This is a genomic window from Streptomyces sp. NPDC059398 (assembly GCF_042751845.1).
Lineage (GTDB): Bacteria > Actinomycetota > Actinomycetes > Streptomycetales > Streptomycetaceae > Streptomyces.
Genome location: NZ_JBHYWP010000019.1, coordinates 1 through 21396, shown reverse-complemented (window position 1 = coordinate 21396; position 21396 = coordinate 1). Strand labels below are relative to the sequence as shown.

Below are 21396 nucleotides of genomic sequence, written 5' to 3'. Positions count from 1 at the left end.
ACCGCGCCCGTGCCCTGGTCGCCCGCGCGCCCCTCTGGGGGGGGGGGGCCGGGGCCGGCACCTTCGGCGGCCGGGCCACCAGCCACCCGTCAACGGTCCTTATGAGAAAAGCTAGTTGAGCGGTACGCAACCGGGCGCACGGCCCACCAGCCTGATGGCCAGCCCCTTGACCGGGCCGCTCCCCGTGTCCGCGATGAACAGCAGATGGTCCCCCGGCTCGATGGCACTGGGCTTGAAGTCGCGGACCCCGTTGCTGTGGAAGCCCGACTGCGGCGCCACCTTCAGCAGGCTGCCGCTCGGCCGGTCGGTGGGGCCGGTGGCCCGGCAGGAGGCGGACGGGACCAGCACCTTCGCGGGGATACCGGCCTTGTCCAGCGCGGCCTGGAGACCGGGGACGCCCTTCGCGCTGAACAGCTGTACGGAGACCATGCCGCCCGGCTTGGACCGCACGGCGTAGTCGGCGTTGACGATGTGCAGGCCGCTGCCCGGTGGTGTCGTGGCGGCCGAGGGGCCGGTGCTTGCGGTGCTGTGCCGCAGGGGCTCGGCCACCTGCGCGCTGTGCGAACCGGACATCAGCGGGACGGCCACAGCCACGGCGGCTGCCGCGGCGGCGAGGCCCACAGTGGCGGGCACCCAGCGGCGCGACGCGGACGGCCGGAGCAGGGTCCGGTGCCCGGTGGGGGCGGCGAGAGAGGTCGCGTGGGCGTTCAGCTCGTCGGCGAGCTGCTGCTTGAAGTGCGCGGGGGCGTTCACTGGGCGGCCTCCAGAAGGGCGTCGGGGGTGGCGGCGTGGGTCTGGCCGGCGGTACGCAGGACCTTGCGGGCGCGGTGCAGCCGTACGCGGGCGGTGGCCGAGCTGATGCCCAGCGCCTGGGCGGCCTCGCGGACCGTGAGCCCGTCCAGGACGACCAGGTCGAGCACCTGGCGCAGTGGTTCGGAGAGCCCGGCGTGGGCCGAGGCGAGCTGCCGGGCGGCGCGGCCGGCGTCGATCCGCGCCTCGATGGCGCCGACGTCCTGCTCGTCCAGCAGCCGCCGCCCGCTGATCCTGGCCACCGCCCGCTGCTCACGGGCGGTGCCGTGGAAGTGGGCGTGGAGGACGTTGCGGGATATCCCGTACAGCCAGGCGACGGGTGCGCCGCGACGGGCGTCGTAGGTGTGCGCACCCTCCAGGGCGGCCACGAAGATGTCCGCCGTCAGGTCGGCGGCCAGGTGCGCGCTGTCGACGCGCCGGGTGACGAACCCGAGTACGGCGTCGAAATGCTGCTCGTAGAACGCGGCGAACCCGGCCGGGTCCCGCGTGGGTGGTGCTGTCGGACGCTCCGCCGGCATGGACGGCTCCTCAGGGCAGGTCAGGGGTGCGATGCCTTACACCCGGTACTAGTCCGAGGCGCCCGAAAGCGTTACATCCGGGCCGCGTCGCCCACCCGTCGCCCCCCGTGCGCGGGCCGGATCACTTCTCCCACGGGCCCAGGAGGCCCGCGACCTCGGCCGCCGGGCGGCCGGTGTGCAGGCCGACCACGTCGGTGATCAGGTCGTCCAGCGGCGGCCAGGGCATCGTGCCGTGGTCGTTGTAGAGGCTGACCAGGCCGTGCAGGGCGGTCCAGAGCATGAGGCCGGCCTGCGCCTGCCGTTCCGCCGTGGGCTCTCGGCGCTCGGGTGCGGCGGCAGCGGCGAGGGAGTCCGCGACGGCGTCGAGCGGTTCGGCGCCCTCGCTGTGCGCCGAACCGGGGACGAGGTCGGCGGGCATCCGGCCGCCGAAGAGGGTGCGGTAGTGGCCGGGCTGGCCGACGCCCCACCGCACATAGGCGGCGCAGCGTGCGGTGAGATCGGCCAGCGGGTCGGGCCCGGCGGCCTGCGCGGCTTCGTCCATCAGCCGGGCCAACTCCTGGTAGCGCAGCCGCAGTACGTGCTGGATCAGCGCGCTCAGGTCGGTGAAGTGGCTGTAGATGCTGGCCGGTGCCACGCCGACCTCGCGTGCGACCTGCCGGAGGGTGAGCGTCTCGGGCCGGTCGAGGGTGGCCAGCAGCCCGGCCGCCGCCTCCACGAGCTGGTCCTTGAGCACCTGCCCCTGCCCTCGTGGATTACGACGACGAGGCGCGGGCCGCTCCTCAGACGGCATCTTCGCCCCCCCCTCCTACCAGCGTGAACCGTTGGACAACACCCGTTCACCTTACCGGGCATCCGCACCTTGACAGCGCTGACCAACAGTCGTTTACCCAAGTTACCAACACTTGTTCAGTAAACACTTGTCCAGCGAGAACGGAAGATCATGCGCATCGCCATACTCGGAGCATCGGGCCGCACGGGCTCCACCCTCGTCGGCCAGGCGCTGGAGCGCGGCCATGAGGTCGTGGCCCTGGTCCGCACACCGGCCGGGACGACCGGGCCCGTTCCGGACCCCCGGCGGCTGGAGGTCCGGCAGGCGGATGTCACCGTTCCGGGCGGTTTTCCCGCCATCGGCGACGTGGACGTGGTGGTCGCGGCCATCGGCATCAGCAAGGGCGACGGCCCGGGCGCGCTGACCGCCGGGGCCCGGCGGCTGGCCGAGGCCGGTGTCCGCACGGTGTGGCTGGGCGCGCTGGGGTCGGGCGGCTCCCGCCGGTCGGGCGGGCTGATCTACGCGGGGGCGATGCGGATGTTCGTCGGCTCGGAGCTGGCCGAGAAGGCCGAGGCCGACGAGATCGCGCTCAAGGCCGACGCCACGGTCTTTCACGCTCCGGACGTGACGGACGGCCCGCTCAGCGCCACCCGCAGCGTCGTACCGCTGGCGGACCTGCGCCGCCCGCTGCTGCCGCCGCGGATCTCCCGGGCCACGCTGGCCTCGCTGCTGCTGGACGAGGCGGAGACGGGCGGGCCCGGAAACGGCATCGTCGTGCCCCTCACATGACCCCGGCCGTCACGGCACGACACCCCCTGCCAGGGCGCCCGAACGGGCCGGAGCCCCGCCGGGTGCGGCACAGCAAGCAGCCATCATCGGAGGATCACCATGCACGACTTCGCGGGAAAGGCCGGACTCGTCACGGGTGCGGGCAGCGGAATCGGCCGCGCGGCGGCGATCGAGCTGGCCCGCCGGGGCGCCGCCGTCACCGTCACCGACATCGACGGGGACACGGCGGCCGCTACCGCCGGGACGATCACGCAGAGCGGCGGGAAGGCGCTGGCGCTGCGCGTCGACATCGTGGACGAGGACGCGGTCCGCACGGCCGTGGAGCGGACGGCCGGGACGTACGGCGGACTCGACTTCGCCGTGAACAACGCCGGTCTGGACTCCCACCACCGGCAGTTGGACCGGATGAGCCTGGAGGAGTTCGAGCGGGTCACCTACGTCAACATGGGCGGGACCTTCCTGTGCATGAAGTACGAGCTGCCCGCGCTGGAGAGCCGCGGCGGCGGCGCGATCGTGAACGTGGCGTCCAACGGCGGCCTGTACGCGATCCCCACCGCCCCCGCCTACGTCGCCACCAAGCACGGCGTGGTCGGCCTGACCAAGGTCGCAGCGGTGGACTACGCGCGGCGCGGCATCCGCGTCAACTCGGTCTGCCCCGGCCCGACCCGTACGCCCGGCTTCGAACGGGTGGCGGCCGGTACCGACCTGATCGCGATGCAGGAGGCGATCATCCCGCTGGGCCGGATGGCCACCCCGGAGGAGGCCGCCGCTGCCGCGGTGTGGCTCTGCTCGGACTCCGCGTCGTACGTCACCGGCACCGCGATGTCGGTGGACGGCGGCCGACGGGCGTAACCGGGCGGAGCCCGCAGCGAGAAGCCCCACCGTGCACCGCTGCACGATGGGGCTTCTCCGAACCGATAGGCGGCGCCGGATCTCAGACGGCCCTGAACTCTCCGGTTTTGACACCGGCCACGAAGGACGCGAACGCGGTGGCGGTGAGGTCCACGACCGGGCCGCCCGGGTTCTTGGAGTCACGGACGGGGACCGCGCCGAGCGAGGCGACCAGGTTGGTGGCGACCTCGATGCAGTCGCCGCCGTTGTTGCTGTAGGAGGACGTGAACCAACGGGGGGATTCGGTCGTCATGTTGCGCCCTCTCGTGTTGTGCCGAGTCTGACGGTCAGATGGCGCTGAACTCTCCGGCCTTGACGCCGGTGATGAACGACGCGAACGCACCGGCGGCCACGTCCACCACCGGGCCACCCGGGTTCTTCGAGTCACGAACGGGGACCATGCCACTTGAGGCAACCAGGTTGATGGCGACCTCGATGCACTCGCCACCATTGCTGCTGTACGAGGACGTGAACCAACGGGGGGATTCGGTCGTCATGTTGTGCCCTTTCGCAACTGGTTGATCATGGCCACGGACGCCTCCTGAGACAGCGATACGGCCTGGAGTTGATGGTAGGCCGTCAACAGGGGCATCACCGAGCTGGGCTCTCGGTCCACATATCCCTGGGCCTGGGATTCGGCGTAGCTGACAACGGACCGATCCGGCAGCGTCAGGAGGATGACGGGCATGTCGAACGGGCGTCGCTCGCCTATCTTGTACGGCGCTACCTGCAAGAGCGTGTTCGGCAGCTCCGCGAACTCGGCCAGACGCCTCAACTGGGCCTCCATGACAGCAGTGCCGCCGACAGGCCGATGAATGCAGCTCTCATCGAGAGTCACAAACAGCATGGGCGGCCGGGAACGCGCGAGTGCCGCCTGCCGCTCGGCCAGGAATGCGACCCGCTCGTCAGCTTGATCGGGCGTAATGGCACCCCTCTGCGTGGCACCATCCACCACTGCCCGCGCGTACTCGGGAGTCTGGAGCAGGCCAGGAACGATTCCCAGGGTGAACATGCGGATTTCCACCGCGCGCCCCTCGTACCCGACGTACTGCGGGAAGCCCTCCAGCAGCGACCCGTTCCGCATCTCGCGCCACTCGCGCTCGAACGAATCAGCGGTGTCCACGGTCCCGAACGCGACATCGGTACAGCGCGTAAAACGCAGAGTTGGCGGTTTGCGACCAGTTTCAACTGCCGAAATGTGTCTGCCCGAGTAGCCGACCAGCGTGGCGAATTCGTCCTGGGTCCAGCCACGCGCCTCGCGCAATCTGCGTAACCGTGCCCCGAACGCCTCTGCCGGACTCGCTTCGGGGTTCAACTCCTTGCGGTTTACCAATGTGTCCTCCCCCAGCGGAACGTTGAAGACACCTCGACTCTAGGCCACTCTGAGCCGCCTTGGTAGTGGAATGACTACGGAGAGGAGCGGCAATGTCCGTACAGAACAGCCCGGATGGGGCGGAACCGCCGCACGTCCCGGATCTCGGTGCGCTCATGGTGGATACGGCGCACGGCAATCGCACCGGGGAGTTCCGCGGGCCGGCCGGGCCGTACTGGTCGCTGCGGCCGGTCGGCGGCGGGCCGGAGTGGGAGGCCGCGCCCGAACACGTACGACCCCCGACCAGCGCGGAACGCCTTACCGCCGAGAACGCACGGATCAACGCGCGCAGCCGGAACCGCAGGAGGCTGGAATCGTGACCTCCACGGGTACCCCGCCGGGCGACGAGCCAGAGGCCGAATCATGCAGGGAATGCGAGGAGTTCGACCTCGCCGAAGCGGTCGCCAGGGCCGAGCACGATCCGAGCAGGGAGACCGACTGCCGGGTCCTGCGCAGGCGGCACTGGCAGGCCCGGCACGGAGGACGGCAGCCGTGACGCTCTCCCTGGTGCGGCTGGTGTTCGCCGCAGGCGTCGTACAGGTCCACCTGCGGCGGCGGCTCCCCCGCCTCATGCGCGTACTGAACCCGCAACGACCCGGCCTGCCCGCCCTGTTCGCGGAACTGCAACGGATCGAGTCGGACCTCGCGTACCGCACCCGCTTCTTCGCGGGGCTGAACGCCGCGGTCGCCGAGCGGAACGCGGAGCGTCTGGCGGAGTTGGAAGCGCTGCGGACGGCCGTCGACCACCTGCGCGATCTGGTCGGTTCCGCCCACGGGGAGCGCGCCGTCTGATGCCAGTTGAGAAGATCGCCGACGCGCCGTGCCCCGGCGGGGATTTCCCGTCGGGGCACGGGCGGCCCGCCGCGACAGCCGGGCGAGAGCGTGCCGGTGGGTCAGCCTGCGGCCGAGGTGTCGTCGCCGCCCTTCTCCGGCACCATGCCGTGCTGGTCGACGATGCCGCTCTGGAGGATGGCCGTGGAGCCGGCCAGGACGTTCGCCTTACCGGGCTTCTTGTCCGCCGTGGTGTAGAAGCGCGAGCCGATGAGGGCCAGGCTGTGCTTGTCGAAGATCCACTCGTCGCGGCTCGCGGAGGAGTCGTCGTCGCGGGTGATGCCGATGCCGTGGCGGCCGGCCGTGTCCGTCACGTCGGGGACCTCCCGTACACCGGGTATCTCGGCCATGGCGCGGTAGAAGGCCGCGGCGTTCTCGGCAGGCATGAGGTTCTCGTTCAGCAGGTCCCCGATCAGCTCGAAAACCGCCTGGTCCTTGGACTCGTGCTCGCCCGCCCCGCTGTGCGAGGTCAGCACCTTCAGAAGCGCCTTGGGGTCGGTCGGCAGAGAAGCCAGCCACCGGTAGGTGGGCCGCTGGAAGCCGGGGGCCTCGGCGCCACTGCTCTTCGAGCCGTCGGGGACGGATGTCTCGATCGGGATGGTCTCACCGGACATCATGGCGGTCTTGCCGGTGCTGCGCATCCAGCCGGTAACGGTGACGGGGGCCGGGTCCTGTGCCATCCACCGCTCGCTCTTGTAAGGCTTGCGCAGCTTCACGGGGCCGTCGCCGAGGAGTCCGGTGTTCTCCTGGACGAGGGTACGGACGTAGACGAACTGGCTGTCCTTGACCGGTGTGACGTCGGTCCTCAGGGAGGCGTCGGCGATCCGGTGCAGCACGGTGACGGCCTGCGGGGCGCTCTGCGACGCCTGGGTGGGGGCGTTGCCTGCGCCGCCGCCCGCGCCGCCGGTCAGGGTGACGGTCAGGGTCGCGGCCAGGGCCAGCGAGGCGGCCGGTACGAGCACGGCGGGCCGCAGCAGCCTGCGCCGGAGCGGTGGGGCGAGCGGGGCCGTGGCCTGCTCGGCGTTGGCGTCGCGGTCGTGGTCGATGTGCTGCATCAGGATGTCCTTGTGATGGAGGTGACGCCCGGCGGGCAGGTCGAACTCCACGGACCGCGGCAGCAGTCGGGCCAGTTCCTCCACGTCGTCCGGCTGGGGGCCGGGACGGGGCGGTTCGGCGGCGTTCATGAGTTCTCCTCCCGAAGGGGCAGGGCCGCGAAGGCGGCTTCACTTCTTCCCTCTCCGCGGCCCTTCCGCGGTTCCCGCTGTTCCCGCCGTTCCTGACGTTCCTGATGTTCTTCGCTGAGCCTGCCGAGGCGGACGCGGGCCCGCGAGAGACGCGACCGTACGGTGCCCACCGGCACCCCGAGCGCCTCGGCGGCCTGCGCGTAGTCCAGCCCCGCCCACACACAGAGGGCGAGCACCTCGCGTTCCTGGCGGCGCAGTCCGCTCAGCGCGGCGTGGACCGCGGCCAGTCTGCGGGAGTCGTCGAGTCGGCCGGCCGCCTCCTCCGCGAAGTCGGGCACCGGGGGCGGGGCCGGCCGGCTGGCCAGGAAGGCCAGACGCCGCCGCAGTCCGCGGTTGGCGTTGTACGCCTTGTGCGTCGCGATCCCCAGCAGCCAGGGCCTGAGCGAACCGCCCTCGGGCTCCAGCCGTTCCCGGTGCGACCAGGCGGCCAGGAAGGTCTCGGACATCACCTCCTCCGCGGTCGACCAGTTGCCGGTCAGCCGCAGGGCGTGGTTGTAGACCGGCCGCGCGTGTTCCTCGTAGAGCTCGGCGAACGCCTGGCGGTCCCCCGCCCGGATGCGCGCACGCATACCGTCTCCGTTGCCGTCTCCGTCGTCTGTGTCCCTCACACCTGTTGTCTCTCCGCGGGCCATCAGGGGTTCCGCGGGGGATCCTGTGGCTTGCCTCACACCATCCTGCTTGTGACCGTCCTGGTCGGTGTGGAGGCCCCCACGGTATTGCGGCCGGGTGCAGAATGCTGACCGTGTGACAGCAAGGCCCCGGACAGTCACTGAGGCGTACCGGGCCAGGCCTCTGCCTCACCCGCCGGGCGAGGCAGGGACGAACCCACACGTAGAAAAGGGAGTTCATTGCCCGCGCAGCACGACATCGCAGCGGAGACCGAGCTGTGGAACACGTTCGCCGAGTCGGCGTTCAAGGACGACGCCCCACCGGTTTTTCACTGGACGCAGTACGCAGGTCATGGCCCCGGCCCTGAGTTGTTGGCAGACGCCGGGACCGTCCTGGAGATCGGTTGCGGCACCGGCCGCGCCCTCGCGTACCTCGCCCAGCGTGGGGTGACCGCGAAAGGTCTGGATCTGTCCCCGGTGATGGTGGAGAAGACCATGGAGCGCTGGGGACCGTTCGGCGTGGACATCGTCTGCGGCGAAGTGCTCGAACATCTGCGGGACAGCCCGGAGACGTACGCCGCCATCTATTCGATCTTCGGCGCTGTCTGGTTCACCGATCCGGCGAAGCTCTTTCCGCTGATTGCCCGACGACTGAGGCCGGGGGGTGTCCTGGTCTTCTCACAGCCCCCGGCCATTCCCGGCGCATACGGACCGCAGGGCATGTACAAGGGCGGCTTCGCAGGGAAGGCGATGTTCACCTACCGCTACAGCTACACCCCCCGCAAGTGGGAGAACCTGCTGCTGCGCGCGGGCTTCCGCGAGGCGACCGCGCACGTGCTCGACGCTCCCGAGCCCGGACACATCGGCACCCTCATCGTGCGGGCCGTACTCTGACCGGGGGTGCAGAACGCTGAGCGCCGCCCGCCCGCGATCGCCCGGCGGGGAAAGCCCGTTCAGGAAAGGCACGTTCGGCTTCGGCGCTCTCCTTGTAGTCTCCCGAGGATGACCGCGACCCCCGTACCCCGGAATTCCGGCGCCGACGCCGCCGAGTCGTTCCTGCGCGACTTCCACAACAGCGGCCCCGGGCGCCAGTCGGTCCACGCGGAGCGGGCACCGCTGGCCGACGGCAGGACCGGCTACCAGGTGCTGGCCGCCGAGGTCGCCGGAGCCAGCCGGGTGCTCGACCTCGGCTGCGCGGACGGGGCCCTGCTGGAGGTGCTGGCCACGGCCGGTGCCGAGGAACTGACGGGCATCGACCTGGCGGACGAGGAACTCGCACTGGCCCGGGTACGTCCAGCTCTCGCCCGCGCGGACCTACGGCAAGGGCGGGCCCAGGAACTCCCCTTCGCCGACGACTCCTTCGACGCCGTGGTGTCGCACATGGCGCTGATGCTGATGCACGACGTGGACCGGATCGCCGCCGAGACGGCCCGGGTACTGGCGCCCGGCGGGCGGCTCGCCGTCGCCGTCGGCGGCGGGGCCGTCGACGGCCAGGCCCTGAGCCTGTTCCTGGACCTCGCGCGCCCCTACTTCGAGGCGGCGGCTCCGAAGCGGTCCATGCCCCGGCTCGGCGACCGCAGGGCCCGCACCCGGGAGGGCCTGGACGAACTGTTCGGGCCTGCCGGGTTCGCGCCGGTGAGCTGGGAGACCGTCGTCATCGACATGGGCGGCACCCCGGAGGAGGTCTGGAATTCCGCCACCGAGACCTTCTACAACACGGTGGTGCTCGACCAGGAGCAGACCGCGAGCCTGCGCGCCGAATTCCTCAGCGCCGCCCCGGCTCTGCTGGACGCCGACGGCCGTATCCCGTCCGGCATGCACCTCAACATCGCCGCCACCCGCCTGTCCCCCACGGGCCACGGAGCCGACTGACCGCCACGGGATGAAAAATCCGGGTGGCCCGCGTGACCCGGTACTCCAGCGGAGACCGTGATGTTGCCGGTCAGGATCGCTGGCAAGGCCACGAGCGGTGACTGCCATGCCGTTGCGCAGCCCGGAGAACCCCGGAGAGCTGGGAGGCAGCCGATATTTGCTTGCGCACCATCGTCACGCGGGTCAACGTGGCCAGACACCTCACGAAGGCGGAGATGATGACCACGCAGACCGATCGCGTCGACCATGAACTCATCGAGGCCGCGGCCCACATCGCACGTACGCGCTGCCGGGGCGACAACCACACCATGGCAGCCGCGGCCCGTGTACCGGACGGCCGGATCGTCACCGGAGTGAACGTCTACCACTTCACCGGCGGCCCCTGTGCCGAGCTGGTTCTCCTCGGCACGGCAGCCGCCCAGGGCGCCTACGAGCTGAACACGATCGTCTCCGTGGGCGACCGCGACCGAGGAGTCGTCCCCCGTGCGGACGGTGCCGTCAGGTCCTTCTCGACTACTTCCCGGCCCTGCAGGTCATCGTCGGGACAGGCAAGCGGCTCCGGACCGTCTCCCTCACCGATCTGCTTCCCGAAAGCTACATCTGGGCCGACCACCAGCTCGAAACCGAGGAAACCGAACCACTCGGCACGGGCTGACACCAGCAGACATCAGCAGACATCAGCAGGGCGAACGTTGTCCGATGCGGCGCTAGCCTCGGCCCCATGAGCCAACACCCGTTCGTACCCGATGACTTCGTGGTCCCCTCGGACCTGACAACCCCGCAGTTCCGTCTGGAACCCCTGGGTCCCCAGCACAACGCCGCCGACCACGCCGCCTGGACCGGCAGCATCGAGCACATCCGGGCGACCCCGGGCTTCCAGGGCCGGGAGTGGCCTCCCGTGGACGGGATGTCCCTGGAGGCCAACCTCGCCGATCTGCGGGGGCACGCGGACGACTTCGTCCGGCGCCGCGGATTCACGTACACCGTCATCGAGCCCGCGAGCGGTGAGGTGATCGGGTGCGTCTACATCTATCCCGCCCGTGGCGACGACCACGACACCGATGTCCGCTCCTGGGTGCGCGCCGACCGGGCCGGGCTGGACGCGCCCCTGTACGCGGCCGTCACGGCCTGGCTGGCATCGGACTGGCCCCTCGGGAGGGTCGGCTACCAGCCCCGCTGAGCGCCCTGCGTGTTGCGCGTTTACTGGCCTCGCTGGGCGCCCCGCGTGTATCAGCTCCGCAGGGCGCCCTGCGTGTACCGGCCTCGCTGAACGCCCTGCGTGTACCAGTCCCGCAGGGCGCCCCCGCGTGTACCGGACCCGCTGGGCGCCCCGCGGTCCCTGTCCGGGCACCGGGCACCGGGCGACCGGCCAACCGGCCACCCTCAGCTCGACGCGAGCTGGTTGGCGATCTCCTTGTGCCATTTCTCGGCGTCGGCGGGGTCGTTCAGGGACGCAACCCACGCCTCCTCCGTCATATGCAGGTTCCCGGGGCCCGACTTCAGCGCGACGAGCAGTTCCCGGGCCGAGGTGCGCAGTTCGGGCGATGTGCCCTTGCCTGCCGGGACCTCGGGGCCCGCGGCGAGGCCGTAAATGGTGCGCGCCATGGCGTCGCGCTTGCTGTGTTCGGCCTTCTTCCAGAACTTCAGCGCTTCCTTGAGGGCGTCCCCGCGGGAGGCGGGCTCGGCGGCTGTCGCCTGCTCGCCCTCCTCCGTGGGCGGGGCCCAGCGCTCGGGGTGGCGGGCGCCCTCGTAGCGCTTCATGCCGGCACGCCCGGCCTTGTACGCGGTGACCGAGAGCAGCAGACCCGCCGCTGTCGCGGCCAGGCCCCAGCCGACCGGGTTGCTCGCCAGCGTTCCCGTGGCGGCCGCCGCGATCGCGACCGCGCCGCCGGCCGACCGTACGCCGTCCCCGAGCGCGCCGACCCCCTGCTTCCAGAGCTTGTTGCGCTGCTTCGCCAGCGTGTAGTCCCGGCCTGTGTTGAGGGCGTTGGTGTCCTGTGCCTTCTTGACGTCGTCGGCGGCCTTCTCGATGCTCGTGAAGGCCGCACTGGTCTGGTCCAGGGCGGCACCCAGCCGGTCCGCGAGGCTCTCGTCGTCGCCTTCGTGGGCACGCTCCAGCGCGACATACGCCTGCGCGAGCGCCCAGTGGCTCTCCACCTCCGCATCACGGAGCCGGTTGATCTCGGGCTCCTGCACCGGCGCGGGCACGTCGATCTTCTTGACGTTCTGGTACTTGCGCGTCGTCAGCCCGAACCGGCGGGCCGCACGGACGCTCTTGACGCCCGCGACGGCGCCGATCATCCCGCTCCCGGCCTCGGCGACACTCGCCGCCGTCACGAGGCCCTCCGCATGCAGAGCGTTCTTGGCGACGCCGATGAAGTCGGAGGCGTCGGTCGCCGTGTTCTGGATCGCGTCGAGCATCTTGGAGGGGTACTTCTTGCGCGGAGCGTGGGAGGAGGGACCCGTCGGGTTCTCCTTGGACTCCTTGTACGCCTTGCGTGCGTCGATGACGTTGTTGACCGCCGTGACCCCGTCGGTGAGCCCCATCTCGGCACCGGCCGCGGCGGTGGAGGCGCCGGCCTGCTCCGAGAAATGCGTGTCGGCGTTCGCGGACGACTTCCAGTTCATCTCCGCGTTGGCCGGGACCATGCCGCGCAGGACGAAGGTGTCGAGGACGTCGAGGTGCTTGTTGGCCTTCTCCAGCGCGCTGGCGATCCGCTCCCGGATGTGCAGCCCGGTACGGGACTTCTTCTTCGCCTCCGGCTTGGCCTGCTCATCGGCGGGCTTCGCCGTCTCGTCGTTCCCCGCGAGACGCTGGACGACGGCGGACGCGGCCTTGTTGCCGGCGAGCGCCTGTATGGACCCCATCATCGGTCCGATGCTGTGGCGGTCCGGCGCCCCCGCCAGATTCTCCGCGCCGCGTATGAGAGGCCGGGGCCGTGGAACGGCCGGCTGCGTCGTCCGGTCGTCGAAAGCAGTGTTACTACCCACCGGTGTCCTTTCCGTGCTCGTGCTGACACCGGGTGCGTGGCAAGTCGGGGCATCCGGCGGGGCCTTGCTCTCCCCACAGTATCGACTGCCCCATGACCCTCATGGAAGGTGTTTCTCGTCTCGCGTTCGTTCCGTGTACGGGTTCTGTACACCGGTTGGTGACCGTCGTGCCGTCCTGGCCGCTCCTCCGGGCCCCGGCATCAGCACCGCCGTACCGCGTCAGCCACCCTCGCCGGACGGCCCCGCTCCCCTCCCCGTCCCCGTTCCCGTCCCCGTTTCCGTTCCCAGCCACTCCAGTGCCGCGACCGTCAGCGCGGCCACCCCCGTATCCAGGGTCGGCTGCATCACCGGGGCGAAGTGCGGGCTGTGGTTGACCGGGATGTCCTGGGCCACCGTGTTGTTGCGGACCGCCGCAGCGAACTTCTCCGGGTCCGCGCCCCCGAAGCCCCAGTACGCGAACGGCACACCGAAGGCACGCGGAATTTGACTGAAATCCTCGCTGGCCGTCTGGAGATCGATCGTCCCCGCGTCGTCCCCGAAGTGCGTGGCGAACGCCCTGGCCAGCCGGTCCGCGACGTCCGCGTCGTTCACGGTGGCCGGGAACGAGGTGATGTGCTCGATGTCCGGCTCCTTCGGCGCGTTCGACGCGACCGCCTCCGCCCGTACGCAGCGCTCGATCGCGTCAAGGACCTGGCTCCGGGTCGTCTCGTCGTACGTCCGCACGTTCAGCAGGATGACGGCGCTGTCCGGGATGACGTTCGGGCTCGCGCCCGCCTGGATGCTGCCGACCGTCAGCACGGCGGGCGTGGTGGCGGCCAGTTCGCGCGAGACGACCGTCTGGAGCCGCACCACGCACAGCGCCGCGAGGACCACCGGGTCGACCGCGAACTGCGGCATCGAGCCATGGCCCCCGCGCCCGTACAGCGTGATGCGCAGACTGTCCGCCGCCGCCAGGAACGAGCCCGCGCGCACCCCCACATAGCCCGCCGGGTACGGCAGGACGTGCTGGCCGAGTGCCACGTCCGGGCGGGGGATCCGGTCGGTGAGGCCGTCGTCGACCATCGCGTCAGCGCCGTCGCCCTTCTCCTCGGACGGCTGGAACAGCACGGTCAGCGTGCCCCGCCACGCGTGCGGAGCTGCGGCCATCAGCCGGGCGAAGCCGAGCATGCAGGTGACATGGGTGTCATGCCCGCAGGCGTGCATCACCGGCTGTTCCGCGCCGTCGGCGTCCGTGGTGGTCTCCGTCGACGCGTACGGCAGCCCGGTGTCCTCCTTGACCGGGAGCGCGTCCATGTCGGCGCGCAGCAGCACGGTGGGGCCGTCGCCGTTGGCCAGCACCCCGGTCACCCCGGTGGAGCCGATCCCCTCGGTGACCTCGTACCCCCACTCCCGCAGCCGCGAGGCCACCCGCGACGCGGTCCGCCGCTCGGCCAGGCCCAGCTCGGGGTGGGCGTGCAGGTCCCGGTAGAAGTCCTCAAGATCGGTACGGATGCCGTCCAGTCCGCCGAGGACGGCGTCGGCGCCGGATGTGCTGGTCATGGGGCGGGTCCTTCCCGAAGGCCGAAACATCCCGAGACGTGACCGTGACCGGTACGGAGAGCGGGGCGCCGGCCGGACCGGTGTCCCCCACCATCGTGGACAGCCCCGGCCGGGCTGTCATCTTCAGCGGGACTCAGCCGGGCCTCAGCCGGGCCTCAGCGGGACCTCGGCGGAATCTCCGCGGGACCGACCGCCGTGCCGCCCCCGCCCGACCCGTCAGGCAGAATCGGTGCATGACCCCTGAGCACCCCACGCCGAAGCCCCCCGGTGCGGCCTACGCCGACCGTGTCTACCGGTCACTCGCCGGGCTGGCGGGTGGTGTGCTGCTGATCGCCCTCGCTCTCTGGCTGGGCATCGACGCCCTCGTCAACGGCCACGGCAACGCACCCTGGCTGGCGCTCGCCGGACTGCTGCTCGTGCTTCCGCTGGTGATCGCCTTCACGCTGCGGCCCGCCGTGTACGCCAACGACGACCGGCTCAGGATCCGTAACCCCTTCCGTTCGATCACGCTCCCCTGGGCGTGCGTCGACGACATCCGCGCCACGTACTCCACGGAGGCGTTCGCCGGCGGCAGCAAGTACCAGCTGTGGGCCGTGCCGGTCTCGCTGCGGCGCCGGAAGCGCGCCAACGTGCAGCAGATGCGGGCGGCCTCCGGTGCCGGGCAGCAGCGGAGCCGCAACCCGTTCGCACAGGGCGCCGACGTGGACCAGGGCCGTGCGCCGTCCGACCAGTCGGTCGCCGAGCTGCGAGAACTCTCGGAGCGCGGCAACGACCGCCCGACGGCGCAGGGCTCGCCCGAGGTCCGCTGGGCGTACGAGATCATGGCCCCGAGCGTGGCGGGCGCGGTGCTGCTCGCCGTACTCCTCGCCGTGGGCTGAACCTCGCCGTACCGCTCGGCCTGGACCGGACCCGCCGTAACGCTCGGCCTGGACCGGACCCCGCCGTAACGCCCGCCCCGGGCCGGGCCGAGACTGCGCCTCCCCTCTTCCGGTCTGCTCGCCGCCGGTGTGTCAGGTGGTGACCGTGGCGACGGGTTCCAGGCCATAGGTGCGCGCGTAGCCGTTCTCGGTGCCGACGAGGAGGTCGACGACCTCGAAGTAGCGGTCCCAGAACGGGGTTTCGCGCAGGGCGTCGATGAGGAGCTGGTAGGCGTGGTGGTCCTCCGCCTCCCACACCCAGACGTCGGTGACGCGCGCGGAGTAGAACTCCGTGTCGTAGAAGCGCGACCGCACGCCGCTGGTCCGCGCCTCGATCGCGGGCAGGACCTCGGTGGTGAAGGCGTCCACACGTTCCTGGACGGTCAGAGCGAGCCACTCGGGTGTGGTCTTGACGAGCATGAACGCCGTGACCGGCGGTTCGGTTGTCGCAGCGGGCATCGGGATGTCTCCAGAAAAGGTGTGCGTGACGGTCGGGCCGGGATGGGTGTGCGGGGTGTGCGTGACGGTCAGGAGAGGACCGCGGGCTTGAGGGTCCGGGCACACCACTGCTCGAAGCCGGTGGGCGACGCGGTCTCCGGGGTACGGGTGACACCGGCGTCCAGCCCCTGGTCCTTGGCCCGCTTCATGTCGACGATGCCCTGGACGAACGCCTCGTTGAGGCCGTAGCCGACGAGGGTGCTCCGCATCTCGTCGAGCGGCTCGCGTTCGTAGCGGACGGGGCGGCCGAACTGTGCGGTCATGATGCGGGCCAGGTCGTTGGGCGACAGGTCCTGCGGGCCGAGGACCGGGACGCTGTCGGTGCCGGTCCACGAACGGTCAAGGAGCAGGCCGGCGGCGACGGCCGCGATATCGTCCACCGCGACGAGGGGGGCCTTGCGGTCGGCCTCGACGTTGTCGGTGAAGACGCCCTTGTCGCGGATCGATCCGGCCTCCTCCAGGAGGTTCTCGAAGAAGGACGGGTTGGCCAGGGCCCGGTAGGCGACGCCCGTACCGGCGATGAGGTCGTCCATCGCGAGGGACGCGGTGACCAGCCCGGCGCGGCCGGCGAGCGCGGTGCCGCGGCCGAGCGCGGAGACGCCGACGACATGGCCCACGCCGTGGGCGGCGAGCGCCTTCACGGCAGGGCGGGTGAAGCCGCTGTACGCGTCCTCCGGGGTGAGCGAGGAGTCCGGCGGGACGAGCCAGAACACGGCGTCCGCACCCTCGAAGGCCCGGTCGAGCACCGCGGCGTCCCCGTGGGAGCCGGTGACCACGTCCACGCGTCCGCGCACCGCCTCCGGCAGCCGGGCGGGGTCGCGCACGATCACACGCAGCTCCTCGCCCGCGGCGGGGGCGGACTCCAGGAGCCGGGAGAGCAGGGAACGGCCGATGTTCCCGGTGGGAGCGGTAATGACGATCATGAAAACCTCGCTGGTCGTACGGGAGTGGGACCCCGTCCGGTGAAGGAGCGGGGACACCCCCATCCTGCGAAGGAGAGCGGTGTTGCCACAATGGGAACTTCAGCACGCAATCATTGACGGAAATGGAATAACCCTGGTGAGCAGCCCCGATCCGGTCCTCGACGCCAACCTCGCCCTCGCCCTTGACGCCCTGCTGGCCGAGCACAGCGTCACCCGCGCCGCCGCCCGGCTGCACACCTCGCCCGCCGCCATGAGCCGCACCCTCGCCCGGCTGCGCCGTATCCTCCAGGACCCCCTCCTGGTCCGGGCCGGGCAGACCATGGTCCCCACCCCGCGCGCCCAGGCCCTGCGCGACGAAGCCGCAGCGGTGGTGGGCAGCCTCAGAGCGCTGCTCAGCCCCGGCGCGGCCGTCGACCCCGCCGGCCTGCGCTCCACCTTCACCGTCCAGGCCGCCGACCTGATCGGCGCGGCACTGGCACCCGGGCTGCTGCGGCTGGCCAAGGAGGAGGCACCGGGGGTCTCGTTCCGGTTCCGGGCCGAGGAGCTGGAGGCCGGAACCGCCCTGCGCGACGGCCGGGTCGACCTGGAGATCGGATCCATCGACCATGTGGACCCCGAGACCCGGGTCGAAGAGCTGGCCGGCCTGCGCATGATGGCGGCCGTCCGGCCCGGACACCCGCTCACCGAAGGGCCGCTCACCCCGGCCCGGCTCGCCGCCGCCGACCATGTCGCGGTGAGCCGCCGTGGCCGGTTCACCGGCCCCCTGGACACCGCACTCGCCGAGCAGAACCTCCACCGGCGGGTCAGCGTCACCCTCCCCGGCCATCTGGACGCGATGGCTCTCGCCATCCGCAGCGACATCGTCTGTCTCGTACCGGCCGCGCCGCCCGGCGCCGCCCCCTCCCCTCTCACCGACCACGCCACCGCACTCGGGCTGCGCCTCCTCGACATCCCCCTGGCGCTGCCCCCGCTGACCGTGGGCATGGCGTGGCATCCCCGGCACGGAGCCGACGGGGCCCACCACTGGCTCCGCAAGGCCGTACGCCGGACCCTGCGCCGGACCGCCCGCACCCCCGGAAGCCCGACCGTGTGACCGTCCGCCCGGCCCGGCCGTCCGGGGCCGGGCCTCGCTCGCATCGTGACGCCGTACGGTCGCGGTCCGGTCGCCTTGGGGTCGCGGCCCGGTCGCCGTACGGTCATGGCCGCCCCGGCACCGACACCGACCGCCTCCGGGACCCCGGGGCCCGGCCGACGGAACCGGACCCCGGAACTTCCGCCACCCCGCCACCGCACGCCGTGTCCAGTACGACAGCGGCCTCCCCCTGTACAGGTCGCTACGCGCGTAGATATGCTCCCCTGGTGACCATGCCCACCACCGCCCCCTCCCCCGGCGCCCCCGGCGAAGGAGCTGCCTCCCGCCCGGGAGACGCCGCATCCGCCGCCGGTCTCGCCGACGTGACCGCATCCGACAGCGCGCTGCGCCGCTTCCTGCACGGGCTGCCCGGCGTCGACGCCGTCGGCCTCGAAGCGCGCGCCGCAGCCCTCGGCACCCGTTCGATCAAGACCACGGCGAAGGCGTACGCCATCGACCTGGCCATCTCGATGATCGACTTGACGACGCTGGAAGGCGCCGATACGCCGGGCAAGGTCCGGGCGCTCGCCGCCAAGGCCGTCCACCCCGACCCGACCGACCGTACGACCCCGATGACGGCCGCCGTCTGCGTCTACCCGGACATGGCCGCCACCGCGAAGGCCGCGCTGAACGGTGCGGACGTCAAGGTCGCGTCCGTCGCCACCGCCTTCCCGGCCGGCCGGGCCGCGCTGCCGGTCAAGCTCGCCGATGTGCGGGACGCCGTCGCGTCGGGGGCCGACGAGATCGATATGGTGATCGACCGGGGCGCGTTCCTCTCCGGCCGCTATCTCTCGGTGTTCGAGGAGATCCAGGCCGTCAAGGCCGAGTGCGCACGCCCCGGGGGCACGGACGCCCGGCTGAAGGTGATCTTCGAGACCGGTGAGCTGTCCACGTACGACAACATGCGCCGGGCCTCCTGGATCGGCATGATGGCGGGCGCGGACTTCATCAAGACCTCGACCGGCAAGGTCGCGGTGAACGCCACCCCCGCCAACACCCTGCTGATGCTGGAGGCGGTCCGCGACTTCCGCGCGCAGACCGGCGTCCAGGTCGGGGTGAAGCCCGCGGGCGGGATCCGCTCCACCAAGGACGCGATCAAGTTCCTGGTGCTGGTCAACGAGACCGCGGGAGCCGACTGGCTGGACAGCCACTGGTTCCGCTTCGGCGCCTCCAGCCTGCTGAACGATCTGCTGATGCAGCGTCAGAAGCTCAGCACCGGCCGCTACTCCGGTCCCGACTACGTGACGGTGGACTGAATCACCATGACACTCTCATCCGCGGCTCTGTCATCCGCATTCGAGTACGCACCGGCCCCCGAGTCGCGTTCCGTCGTCGACATCGCCCCCTCCTACGGGCTCTTCATCGACGGCGAGTTCACCGAGTCGGCGGACGGCAAGGTCTTCAAGACGGTCAGCCCGTCCACCGAGGAGGTCCTCTCCGAGGTCGCCCGCGCGGGCACCGCCGATGTGGACCGCGCCGTGCAGGCGGCCCGCAAGGCGTTCGTGAAGTGGTCGGCGCTGCCCGGCTCCGAGCGCGCCAAGTACCTCTTCCGTATCGCCCGGATCATCCAGGAGCGCTCGCGCGAGCTGGCCGTCCTGGAGACCCTGGACAACGGCAAGCCGATCAAGGAGACCCGCGACGCGGACCTCCCGCTGGTCGCCGCGCACTTCTTCTACTACGCGGGCTGGGCCGACAAGCTCGACCACGCGGGCTTCGGTGCGAATCCCCGGCCGCTGGGCGTCGCGGGCCAGGTCATCCCGTGGAACTTCCCACTCCTCATGCTCGCCTGGAAGATCGCCCCGGCGCTCGCCACCGGCAACACCGTGGTGCTCAAGCCGGCCGAGACGACCCCGCTGAGCGCGCTGTTCTTCGCGGACATCTGCCGCCAGGCGGGCCTGCCGAAGGGCGTCGTCAACATCCTCCCCGGTTACGGGGACGCGGGCGCCGCACTCGTCGGGCACCCGGACGTCGACAAGGTGGCCTTCACCGGCTCCACCGCCGTCGGCAAGGCCATCGCCCGCTCCGTCGCGGGGACCGACAAGAAGGTCACCCTGGAGCTGGGCGGCAAGGGCGCGAACATCGTCTTCGACGACGCGCCCGTCGACCAGGCCGTCGAGGGCATCGTCACCGGCATCTTCTTCAACCAGGGCCAGGTCTGCTGCGCGGGCTCGCGGCTGCTGGTCCAGGAGTCGGTGCAGGAGGAGGTGCTCGACGCGCTGAAGCGGCGGCTCGCCACCCTGCGCCTCGGCGACCCGCTCGACAAGAACACCGACATCGGTGCGATCAACTCGGCCGAGCAGCTGGCCCGTATCCAGAAGCTCGTGGAGACCGGCGAGGCGGAGGGCGCCGAGCGCTGGTCGCCCGCGTGCGAACTCCCCACGTCCGGCTACTGGTTCGCGCCGACGCTCTTCACCGGCGTCACGCAGGCGCACACCGTCGCCCGCGACGAGATCTTCGGCCCGGTCCTGTCGGTGCTGTCGTTCCGTACGCCCGACGAGGCCGTCGCCAAGGCCAACAACACGCAGTACGGCCTGTCCGCCGGTATCTGGACGGAGAAGGGTTCGCGCATCCTCGCGGTCGCGAACAGGCTCCGGGCCGGTGTGGTGTGGGCCAACACGTTCAACAAGTTCGATCCGACCTCGCCCTTCGGCGGCTACAAGGAATCGGGCTACGGCCGCGAGGGCGGCCGGCACGGCCTGGAGGCGTACCTCGCCCCGTCGAGCCCGGAGGGCAAGCGCTGATGAGCACCGAGCAGCAGAACCGGCTGAGCGTCTTCAAGACCTACAAGCTGTACGTCGGGGGCAAGTTCCCCCGCTCCGAAAGCGGGCGCGTGTACGAGGTGACCGACCCCAAGGGCAACTGGCTGGCCAACGCCCCGAAGTCCTCCCGCAAGGACGCCAGGGACGCGGTCGTCGCCGCGCGCAAGGCGTTCGGCGGCTGGTCGGGCGCGACCGCGTACAACAGGGGCCAGGTCCTCTACCGGGTGGCCGAGATGCTGGAGGGCCGCCGGGACCAGTTCGTACGCGAAGTGGCGGACGCCGACGGCATCTCGAAGTCGAAGGCGGGCGCCGTGGTGGACGCGGCGGTCGACCGCTGGGTCTGGTACGCGGGGTGGACCGACAAGATCGGCCAGATCACGGGCGGGGCGAACCCGGTCGCGGGGCCGTTCTTCAATCTGTCGACCCCGGAGCCGACCGGCGTGGTGGCGGTGCTCGCCCCGCAGGAGTCGTCGTTCCTCGGCCTGGTGTCGGTCGTCGCGCCGGTCATCGCGACCGGGAACACCGCGGTCGTCATCGCATCCGAGAAGTCCCCGCTGCCCGCGCTCTCGCTCGGCGAGGTCCTGGCGACATCGGACGTGCCGGGCGGGGTGGTCAATGTGCTGTCCGGGCGGACGGCGGAGATCGCCGCACCGCTCGCCGCGCACCAGGACGTCAACGCCATCGACCTGGCAGGTGCGGACACCGATCTGGCACGCGAACTGGAGATCGCGGCTGCGGACAACCTCAAGCGGGTGCTGCGTCCACAGGCTGTGGACTTCTCGGCCACGCCCGGCACGGAGCGGCTCACGGCGTTCCTGGAGACGAAGACGGTCTGGCACCCGACGGGCGCGCTGGGCGTATCGGGCTCGTCGTACTGAGCCGGTAGGGGGCAGCGGTACGGAGGCCCCGCCGCCGCGGAACGCCGAGTTCTGC

General features: G+C 71.1%; 25 protein-coding genes and 1 pseudogene. 14 read left to right on the top strand and 12 right to left on the bottom strand.

Annotated features, from left to right (window positions below; genetic code table 11):
* Positions 1-111: 111 nt before the first annotated feature.
* The 3 genes from ACFXBC_RS09675 to ACFXBC_RS09665 all read right to left on the bottom strand — a co-directional run bounded on the left by ACFXBC_RS09675 (position 112) and on the right by ACFXBC_RS09665 (position 2118).
* Positions 112-753, bottom strand: a complete 642-nt coding sequence (locus tag ACFXBC_RS09675) for a hypothetical protein (protein ID WP_385020892.1) — start codon at positions 751-753, stop codon at positions 112-114.
* Positions 750-1328, bottom strand: a complete 579-nt coding sequence (locus ACFXBC_RS09670) for an RNA polymerase sigma factor (RefSeq protein WP_385020889.1) — start codon at positions 1326-1328, stop codon at positions 750-752. The genes ACFXBC_RS09675 and ACFXBC_RS09670 overlap by 4 nt, the downstream gene beginning before the upstream one ends.
* 121 nt (positions 1329-1449) lie before the next feature.
* Positions 1450-2118: a TetR/AcrR family transcriptional regulator gene (locus ACFXBC_RS09665; RefSeq protein ID WP_385020886.1), complete on the bottom strand. Its 669-nt coding sequence runs from the start codon at positions 2116-2118 to the stop codon at positions 1450-1452.
* 150 nt (positions 2119-2268) lie between these two features.
* Here ACFXBC_RS09665 and ACFXBC_RS09660 point away from each other — a divergent pair, with 150 nt between their 5' ends.
* Positions 2269-2886, top strand: a complete 618-nt coding sequence (locus tag ACFXBC_RS09660; protein WP_385020883.1) for an NAD(P)-dependent oxidoreductase — start codon at positions 2269-2271, stop codon at positions 2884-2886.
* A gap of 99 nt (positions 2887-2985) precedes the next feature.
* On the top strand, positions 2986-3738 hold the full coding sequence (locus ACFXBC_RS09655; RefSeq protein WP_385020880.1) for an SDR family NAD(P)-dependent oxidoreductase: 753 nt from the start codon (positions 2986-2988) through the stop codon (positions 3736-3738).
* A gap of 82 nt (positions 3739-3820) precedes the next feature.
* Here ACFXBC_RS09655 and ACFXBC_RS09650 read toward each other — a convergent pair whose 3' ends face one another.
* From ACFXBC_RS09650 to ACFXBC_RS09640, 3 genes are read right to left on the bottom strand one after another with little or no spacing between them, the layout of a single operon-like run.
* Entirely contained in the window at positions 3821-4030 is a 210-nt protein-coding gene (locus tag ACFXBC_RS09650) for a DUF397 domain-containing protein (RefSeq protein WP_385020877.1), read from the bottom strand.
* Positions 4031-4064: 34 nt separating this feature from the next.
* Positions 4065-4274 (bottom strand): DUF397 domain-containing protein, encoded by a 210-nt coding sequence (locus ACFXBC_RS09645; RefSeq protein ID WP_385020874.1) that lies wholly within the window; start codon positions 4272-4274, stop codon positions 4065-4067.
* Positions 4271-5110, bottom strand: a complete 840-nt coding sequence (locus tag ACFXBC_RS09640) for a Scr1 family TA system antitoxin-like transcriptional regulator (protein WP_385020871.1) — start codon at positions 5108-5110, stop codon at positions 4271-4273. Before ACFXBC_RS09640 ends, ACFXBC_RS09645 begins: the two co-directional genes overlap by 4 nt.
* A 92-nt stretch (positions 5111-5202) precedes the next feature.
* Here ACFXBC_RS09640 and ACFXBC_RS09635 point away from each other — a divergent pair, with 92 nt between their 5' ends.
* The 3 genes from ACFXBC_RS09635 to ACFXBC_RS09625 are packed head-to-tail and all read left to right on the top strand — an operon-like array spanning position 5203 to position 5941.
* A complete protein-coding gene (locus tag ACFXBC_RS09635; protein WP_385020868.1) occupies positions 5203-5469 on the top strand; it encodes a hypothetical protein in 267 nt (88 codons plus the stop codon).
* Positions 5466-5645 (top strand): hypothetical protein, encoded by a 180-nt coding sequence (locus ACFXBC_RS09630; protein WP_385020865.1) that lies wholly within the window; start codon positions 5466-5468, stop codon positions 5643-5645. The genes ACFXBC_RS09635 and ACFXBC_RS09630 overlap by 4 nt, the downstream gene beginning before the upstream one ends.
* Positions 5642-5941 (top strand): hypothetical protein, encoded by a 300-nt coding sequence (locus ACFXBC_RS09625; RefSeq protein ID WP_385020862.1) that lies wholly within the window; start codon positions 5642-5644, stop codon positions 5939-5941. Before ACFXBC_RS09630 ends, ACFXBC_RS09625 begins: the two co-directional genes overlap by 4 nt.
* 101 nt (positions 5942-6042) lie before the next feature.
* Here the strand turns inward: ACFXBC_RS09625 and ACFXBC_RS09620 are convergent, their stop codons facing one another.
* A complete protein-coding gene (locus ACFXBC_RS09620) occupies positions 6043-7164 on the bottom strand; it encodes a CU044_5270 family protein (RefSeq protein WP_385020859.1) in 1122 nt (373 codons plus the stop codon).
* Complete coding sequence (locus ACFXBC_RS09615; protein ID WP_385020856.1) at positions 7161-7793, bottom strand: RNA polymerase sigma factor; 633 nt, start codon at positions 7791-7793, stop codon at positions 7161-7163. The genes ACFXBC_RS09620 and ACFXBC_RS09615 overlap by 4 nt, the downstream gene beginning before the upstream one ends.
* A gap of 279 nt (positions 7794-8072) precedes the next feature.
* Here ACFXBC_RS09615 and ACFXBC_RS09610 point away from each other — a divergent pair, with 279 nt between their 5' ends.
* From ACFXBC_RS09610 to ACFXBC_RS09595, 4 genes and pseudogenes are all read left to right on the top strand, one after another.
* Complete coding sequence (locus ACFXBC_RS09610; RefSeq protein WP_385020853.1) at positions 8073-8726, top strand: class I SAM-dependent methyltransferase; 654 nt, start codon at positions 8073-8075, stop codon at positions 8724-8726.
* Between the two features lie 108 nt (positions 8727-8834).
* Positions 8835-9704, top strand: coding sequence for a class I SAM-dependent methyltransferase (locus ACFXBC_RS09605; RefSeq protein WP_385020849.1), 870 nt, complete (start codon positions 8835-8837; stop codon positions 9702-9704).
* Positions 9705-9922: 218 nt separating this feature from the next.
* A pseudogene (locus ACFXBC_RS09600) lies at positions 9923-10359 on the top strand (cytidine deaminase family protein).
* A 66-nt stretch (positions 10360-10425) separates the two neighbouring features.
* Entirely contained in the window at positions 10426-10884 is a 459-nt protein-coding gene (locus tag ACFXBC_RS09595) for a GNAT family N-acetyltransferase (protein WP_385020845.1), read from the top strand.
* A gap of 203 nt (positions 10885-11087) precedes the next feature.
* Here ACFXBC_RS09595 and ACFXBC_RS09590 read toward each other — a convergent pair whose 3' ends face one another.
* Positions 11088-12575 carry a hypothetical protein gene (locus ACFXBC_RS09590; protein WP_385020842.1) on the bottom strand — a complete coding sequence of 496 codons (1488 nt, stop codon included), beginning with the start codon at positions 12573-12575 and terminating at the stop codon, positions 11088-11090.
* 339 nt (positions 12576-12914) lie between these two features.
* Positions 12915-14234 carry a M20 family metallopeptidase gene (locus ACFXBC_RS09585; RefSeq protein WP_385020839.1) on the bottom strand — a complete coding sequence of 440 codons (1320 nt, stop codon included), beginning with the start codon at positions 14232-14234 and terminating at the stop codon, positions 12915-12917.
* A 233-nt stretch (positions 14235-14467) separates the two neighbouring features.
* On the opposite strand from ACFXBC_RS09585, the gene ACFXBC_RS09580 reads away from it, so the two are divergent.
* Positions 14468-15112, top strand: coding sequence for a PH domain-containing protein (locus tag ACFXBC_RS09580; RefSeq protein ID WP_385020836.1), 645 nt, complete (start codon positions 14468-14470; stop codon positions 15110-15112).
* Between the two features lie 132 nt (positions 15113-15244).
* Here ACFXBC_RS09580 and ACFXBC_RS09575 read toward each other — a convergent pair whose 3' ends face one another.
* Positions 15245-15610, bottom strand: a complete 366-nt coding sequence (locus ACFXBC_RS09575) for a darcynin family protein (RefSeq protein ID WP_385020833.1) — start codon at positions 15608-15610, stop codon at positions 15245-15247.
* Positions 15611-15678: 68 nt separating this feature from the next.
* A complete protein-coding gene (locus ACFXBC_RS09570) occupies positions 15679-16572 on the bottom strand; it encodes an NAD(P)H-binding protein (RefSeq protein WP_385020830.1) in 894 nt (297 codons plus the stop codon).
* A gap of 127 nt (positions 16573-16699) precedes the next feature.
* Here ACFXBC_RS09570 and ACFXBC_RS09565 point away from each other — a divergent pair, with 127 nt between their 5' ends.
* The 4 genes from ACFXBC_RS09565 (at position 16700) to ACFXBC_RS09550 (ending at position 21341) form a co-directional block, all read left to right on the top strand.
* Positions 16700-17665, top strand: coding sequence for a LysR family transcriptional regulator (locus ACFXBC_RS09565; protein ID WP_385021104.1), 966 nt, complete (start codon positions 16700-16702; stop codon positions 17663-17665).
* 272 nt (positions 17666-17937) lie between these two features.
* Positions 17938-18960 carry a deoxyribose-phosphate aldolase gene (gene deoC, locus ACFXBC_RS09560; protein WP_385021101.1) on the top strand — a complete coding sequence of 341 codons (1023 nt, stop codon included), beginning with the start codon at positions 17938-17940 and terminating at the stop codon, positions 18958-18960.
* A 27-nt stretch (positions 18961-18987) separates the two neighbouring features.
* Positions 18988-20445, top strand: coding sequence for an aldehyde dehydrogenase family protein (locus ACFXBC_RS09555; RefSeq protein ID WP_385021098.1), 1458 nt, complete (start codon positions 18988-18990; stop codon positions 20443-20445).
* On the top strand, positions 20445-21341 hold the full coding sequence (locus tag ACFXBC_RS09550) for an aldehyde dehydrogenase family protein (protein ID WP_385020827.1): 897 nt from the start codon (positions 20445-20447) through the stop codon (positions 21339-21341). Before ACFXBC_RS09555 ends, ACFXBC_RS09550 begins: the two co-directional genes overlap by 1 nt.
* Positions 21342-21396 lie beyond the last annotated feature (55 nt).

Excerpts from the sequence above, each read along its gene's own strand:
- ACFXBC_RS09665 (WP_385020886.1), bottom strand. The coding sequence starts at position 2,118 with ATGCCGTCTGAGGAGCGGCCCGCGCCTCGTCGTCGTAATCCACGAGGG.
- ACFXBC_RS09550 (WP_385020827.1), top strand. The coding sequence starts at position 20,445 with ATGAGCACCGAGCAGCAGAACCGGCTGAGCGTCTTCAAGACCTACAAG.
- ACFXBC_RS09605 (WP_385020849.1), top strand. The coding sequence starts at position 8,835 with ATGACCGCGACCCCCGTACCCCGGAATTCCGGCGCCGACGCCGCCGAG.
- ACFXBC_RS09615 (WP_385020856.1), bottom strand. The coding sequence starts at position 7,793 with ATGCGTGCGCGCATCCGGGCGGGGGACCGCCAGGCGTTCGCCGAGCTC.
- deoC (WP_385021101.1), top strand. The coding sequence starts at position 17,938 with ATGCCCACCACCGCCCCCTCCCCCGGCGCCCCCGGCGAAGGAGCTGCC.
- ACFXBC_RS09570 (WP_385020830.1), bottom strand. The coding sequence starts at position 16,572 with ATGATCGTCATTACCGCTCCCACCGGGAACATCGGCCGTTCCCTGCTC.
- ACFXBC_RS09620 (WP_385020859.1), bottom strand. The coding sequence starts at position 7,164 with ATGAACGCCGCCGAACCGCCCCGTCCCGGCCCCCAGCCGGACGACGTG.
- ACFXBC_RS09670 (WP_385020889.1), bottom strand. The coding sequence starts at position 1,328 with ATGCCGGCGGAGCGTCCGACAGCACCACCCACGCGGGACCCGGCCGGG.
- ACFXBC_RS09590 (WP_385020842.1), bottom strand. The coding sequence starts at position 12,575 with ATGATGGGGTCCATACAGGCGCTCGCCGGCAACAAGGCCGCGTCCGCC.
- ACFXBC_RS09575 (WP_385020833.1), bottom strand. The coding sequence starts at position 15,610 with ATGCCCGCTGCGACAACCGAACCGCCGGTCACGGCGTTCATGCTCGTC.
- ACFXBC_RS09660 (WP_385020883.1), top strand. The coding sequence starts at position 2,269 with ATGCGCATCGCCATACTCGGAGCATCGGGCCGCACGGGCTCCACCCTC.
- ACFXBC_RS09655 (WP_385020880.1), top strand. The coding sequence starts at position 2,986 with ATGCACGACTTCGCGGGAAAGGCCGGACTCGTCACGGGTGCGGGCAGC.
- ACFXBC_RS09650 (WP_385020877.1), bottom strand. The coding sequence starts at position 4,030 with ATGACGACCGAATCCCCCCGTTGGTTCACGTCCTCCTACAGCAACAAC.
- ACFXBC_RS09645 (WP_385020874.1), bottom strand. The coding sequence starts at position 4,274 with ATGACGACCGAATCCCCCCGTTGGTTCACGTCCTCGTACAGCAGCAAT.
- ACFXBC_RS09585 (WP_385020839.1), bottom strand. The coding sequence starts at position 14,234 with ATGACCAGCACATCCGGCGCCGACGCCGTCCTCGGCGGACTGGACGGC.
- ACFXBC_RS09595 (WP_385020845.1), top strand. The coding sequence starts at position 10,426 with ATGAGCCAACACCCGTTCGTACCCGATGACTTCGTGGTCCCCTCGGAC.
- ACFXBC_RS09635 (WP_385020868.1), top strand. The coding sequence starts at position 5,203 with ATGTCCGTACAGAACAGCCCGGATGGGGCGGAACCGCCGCACGTCCCG.
- ACFXBC_RS09580 (WP_385020836.1), top strand. The coding sequence starts at position 14,468 with ATGACCCCTGAGCACCCCACGCCGAAGCCCCCCGGTGCGGCCTACGCC.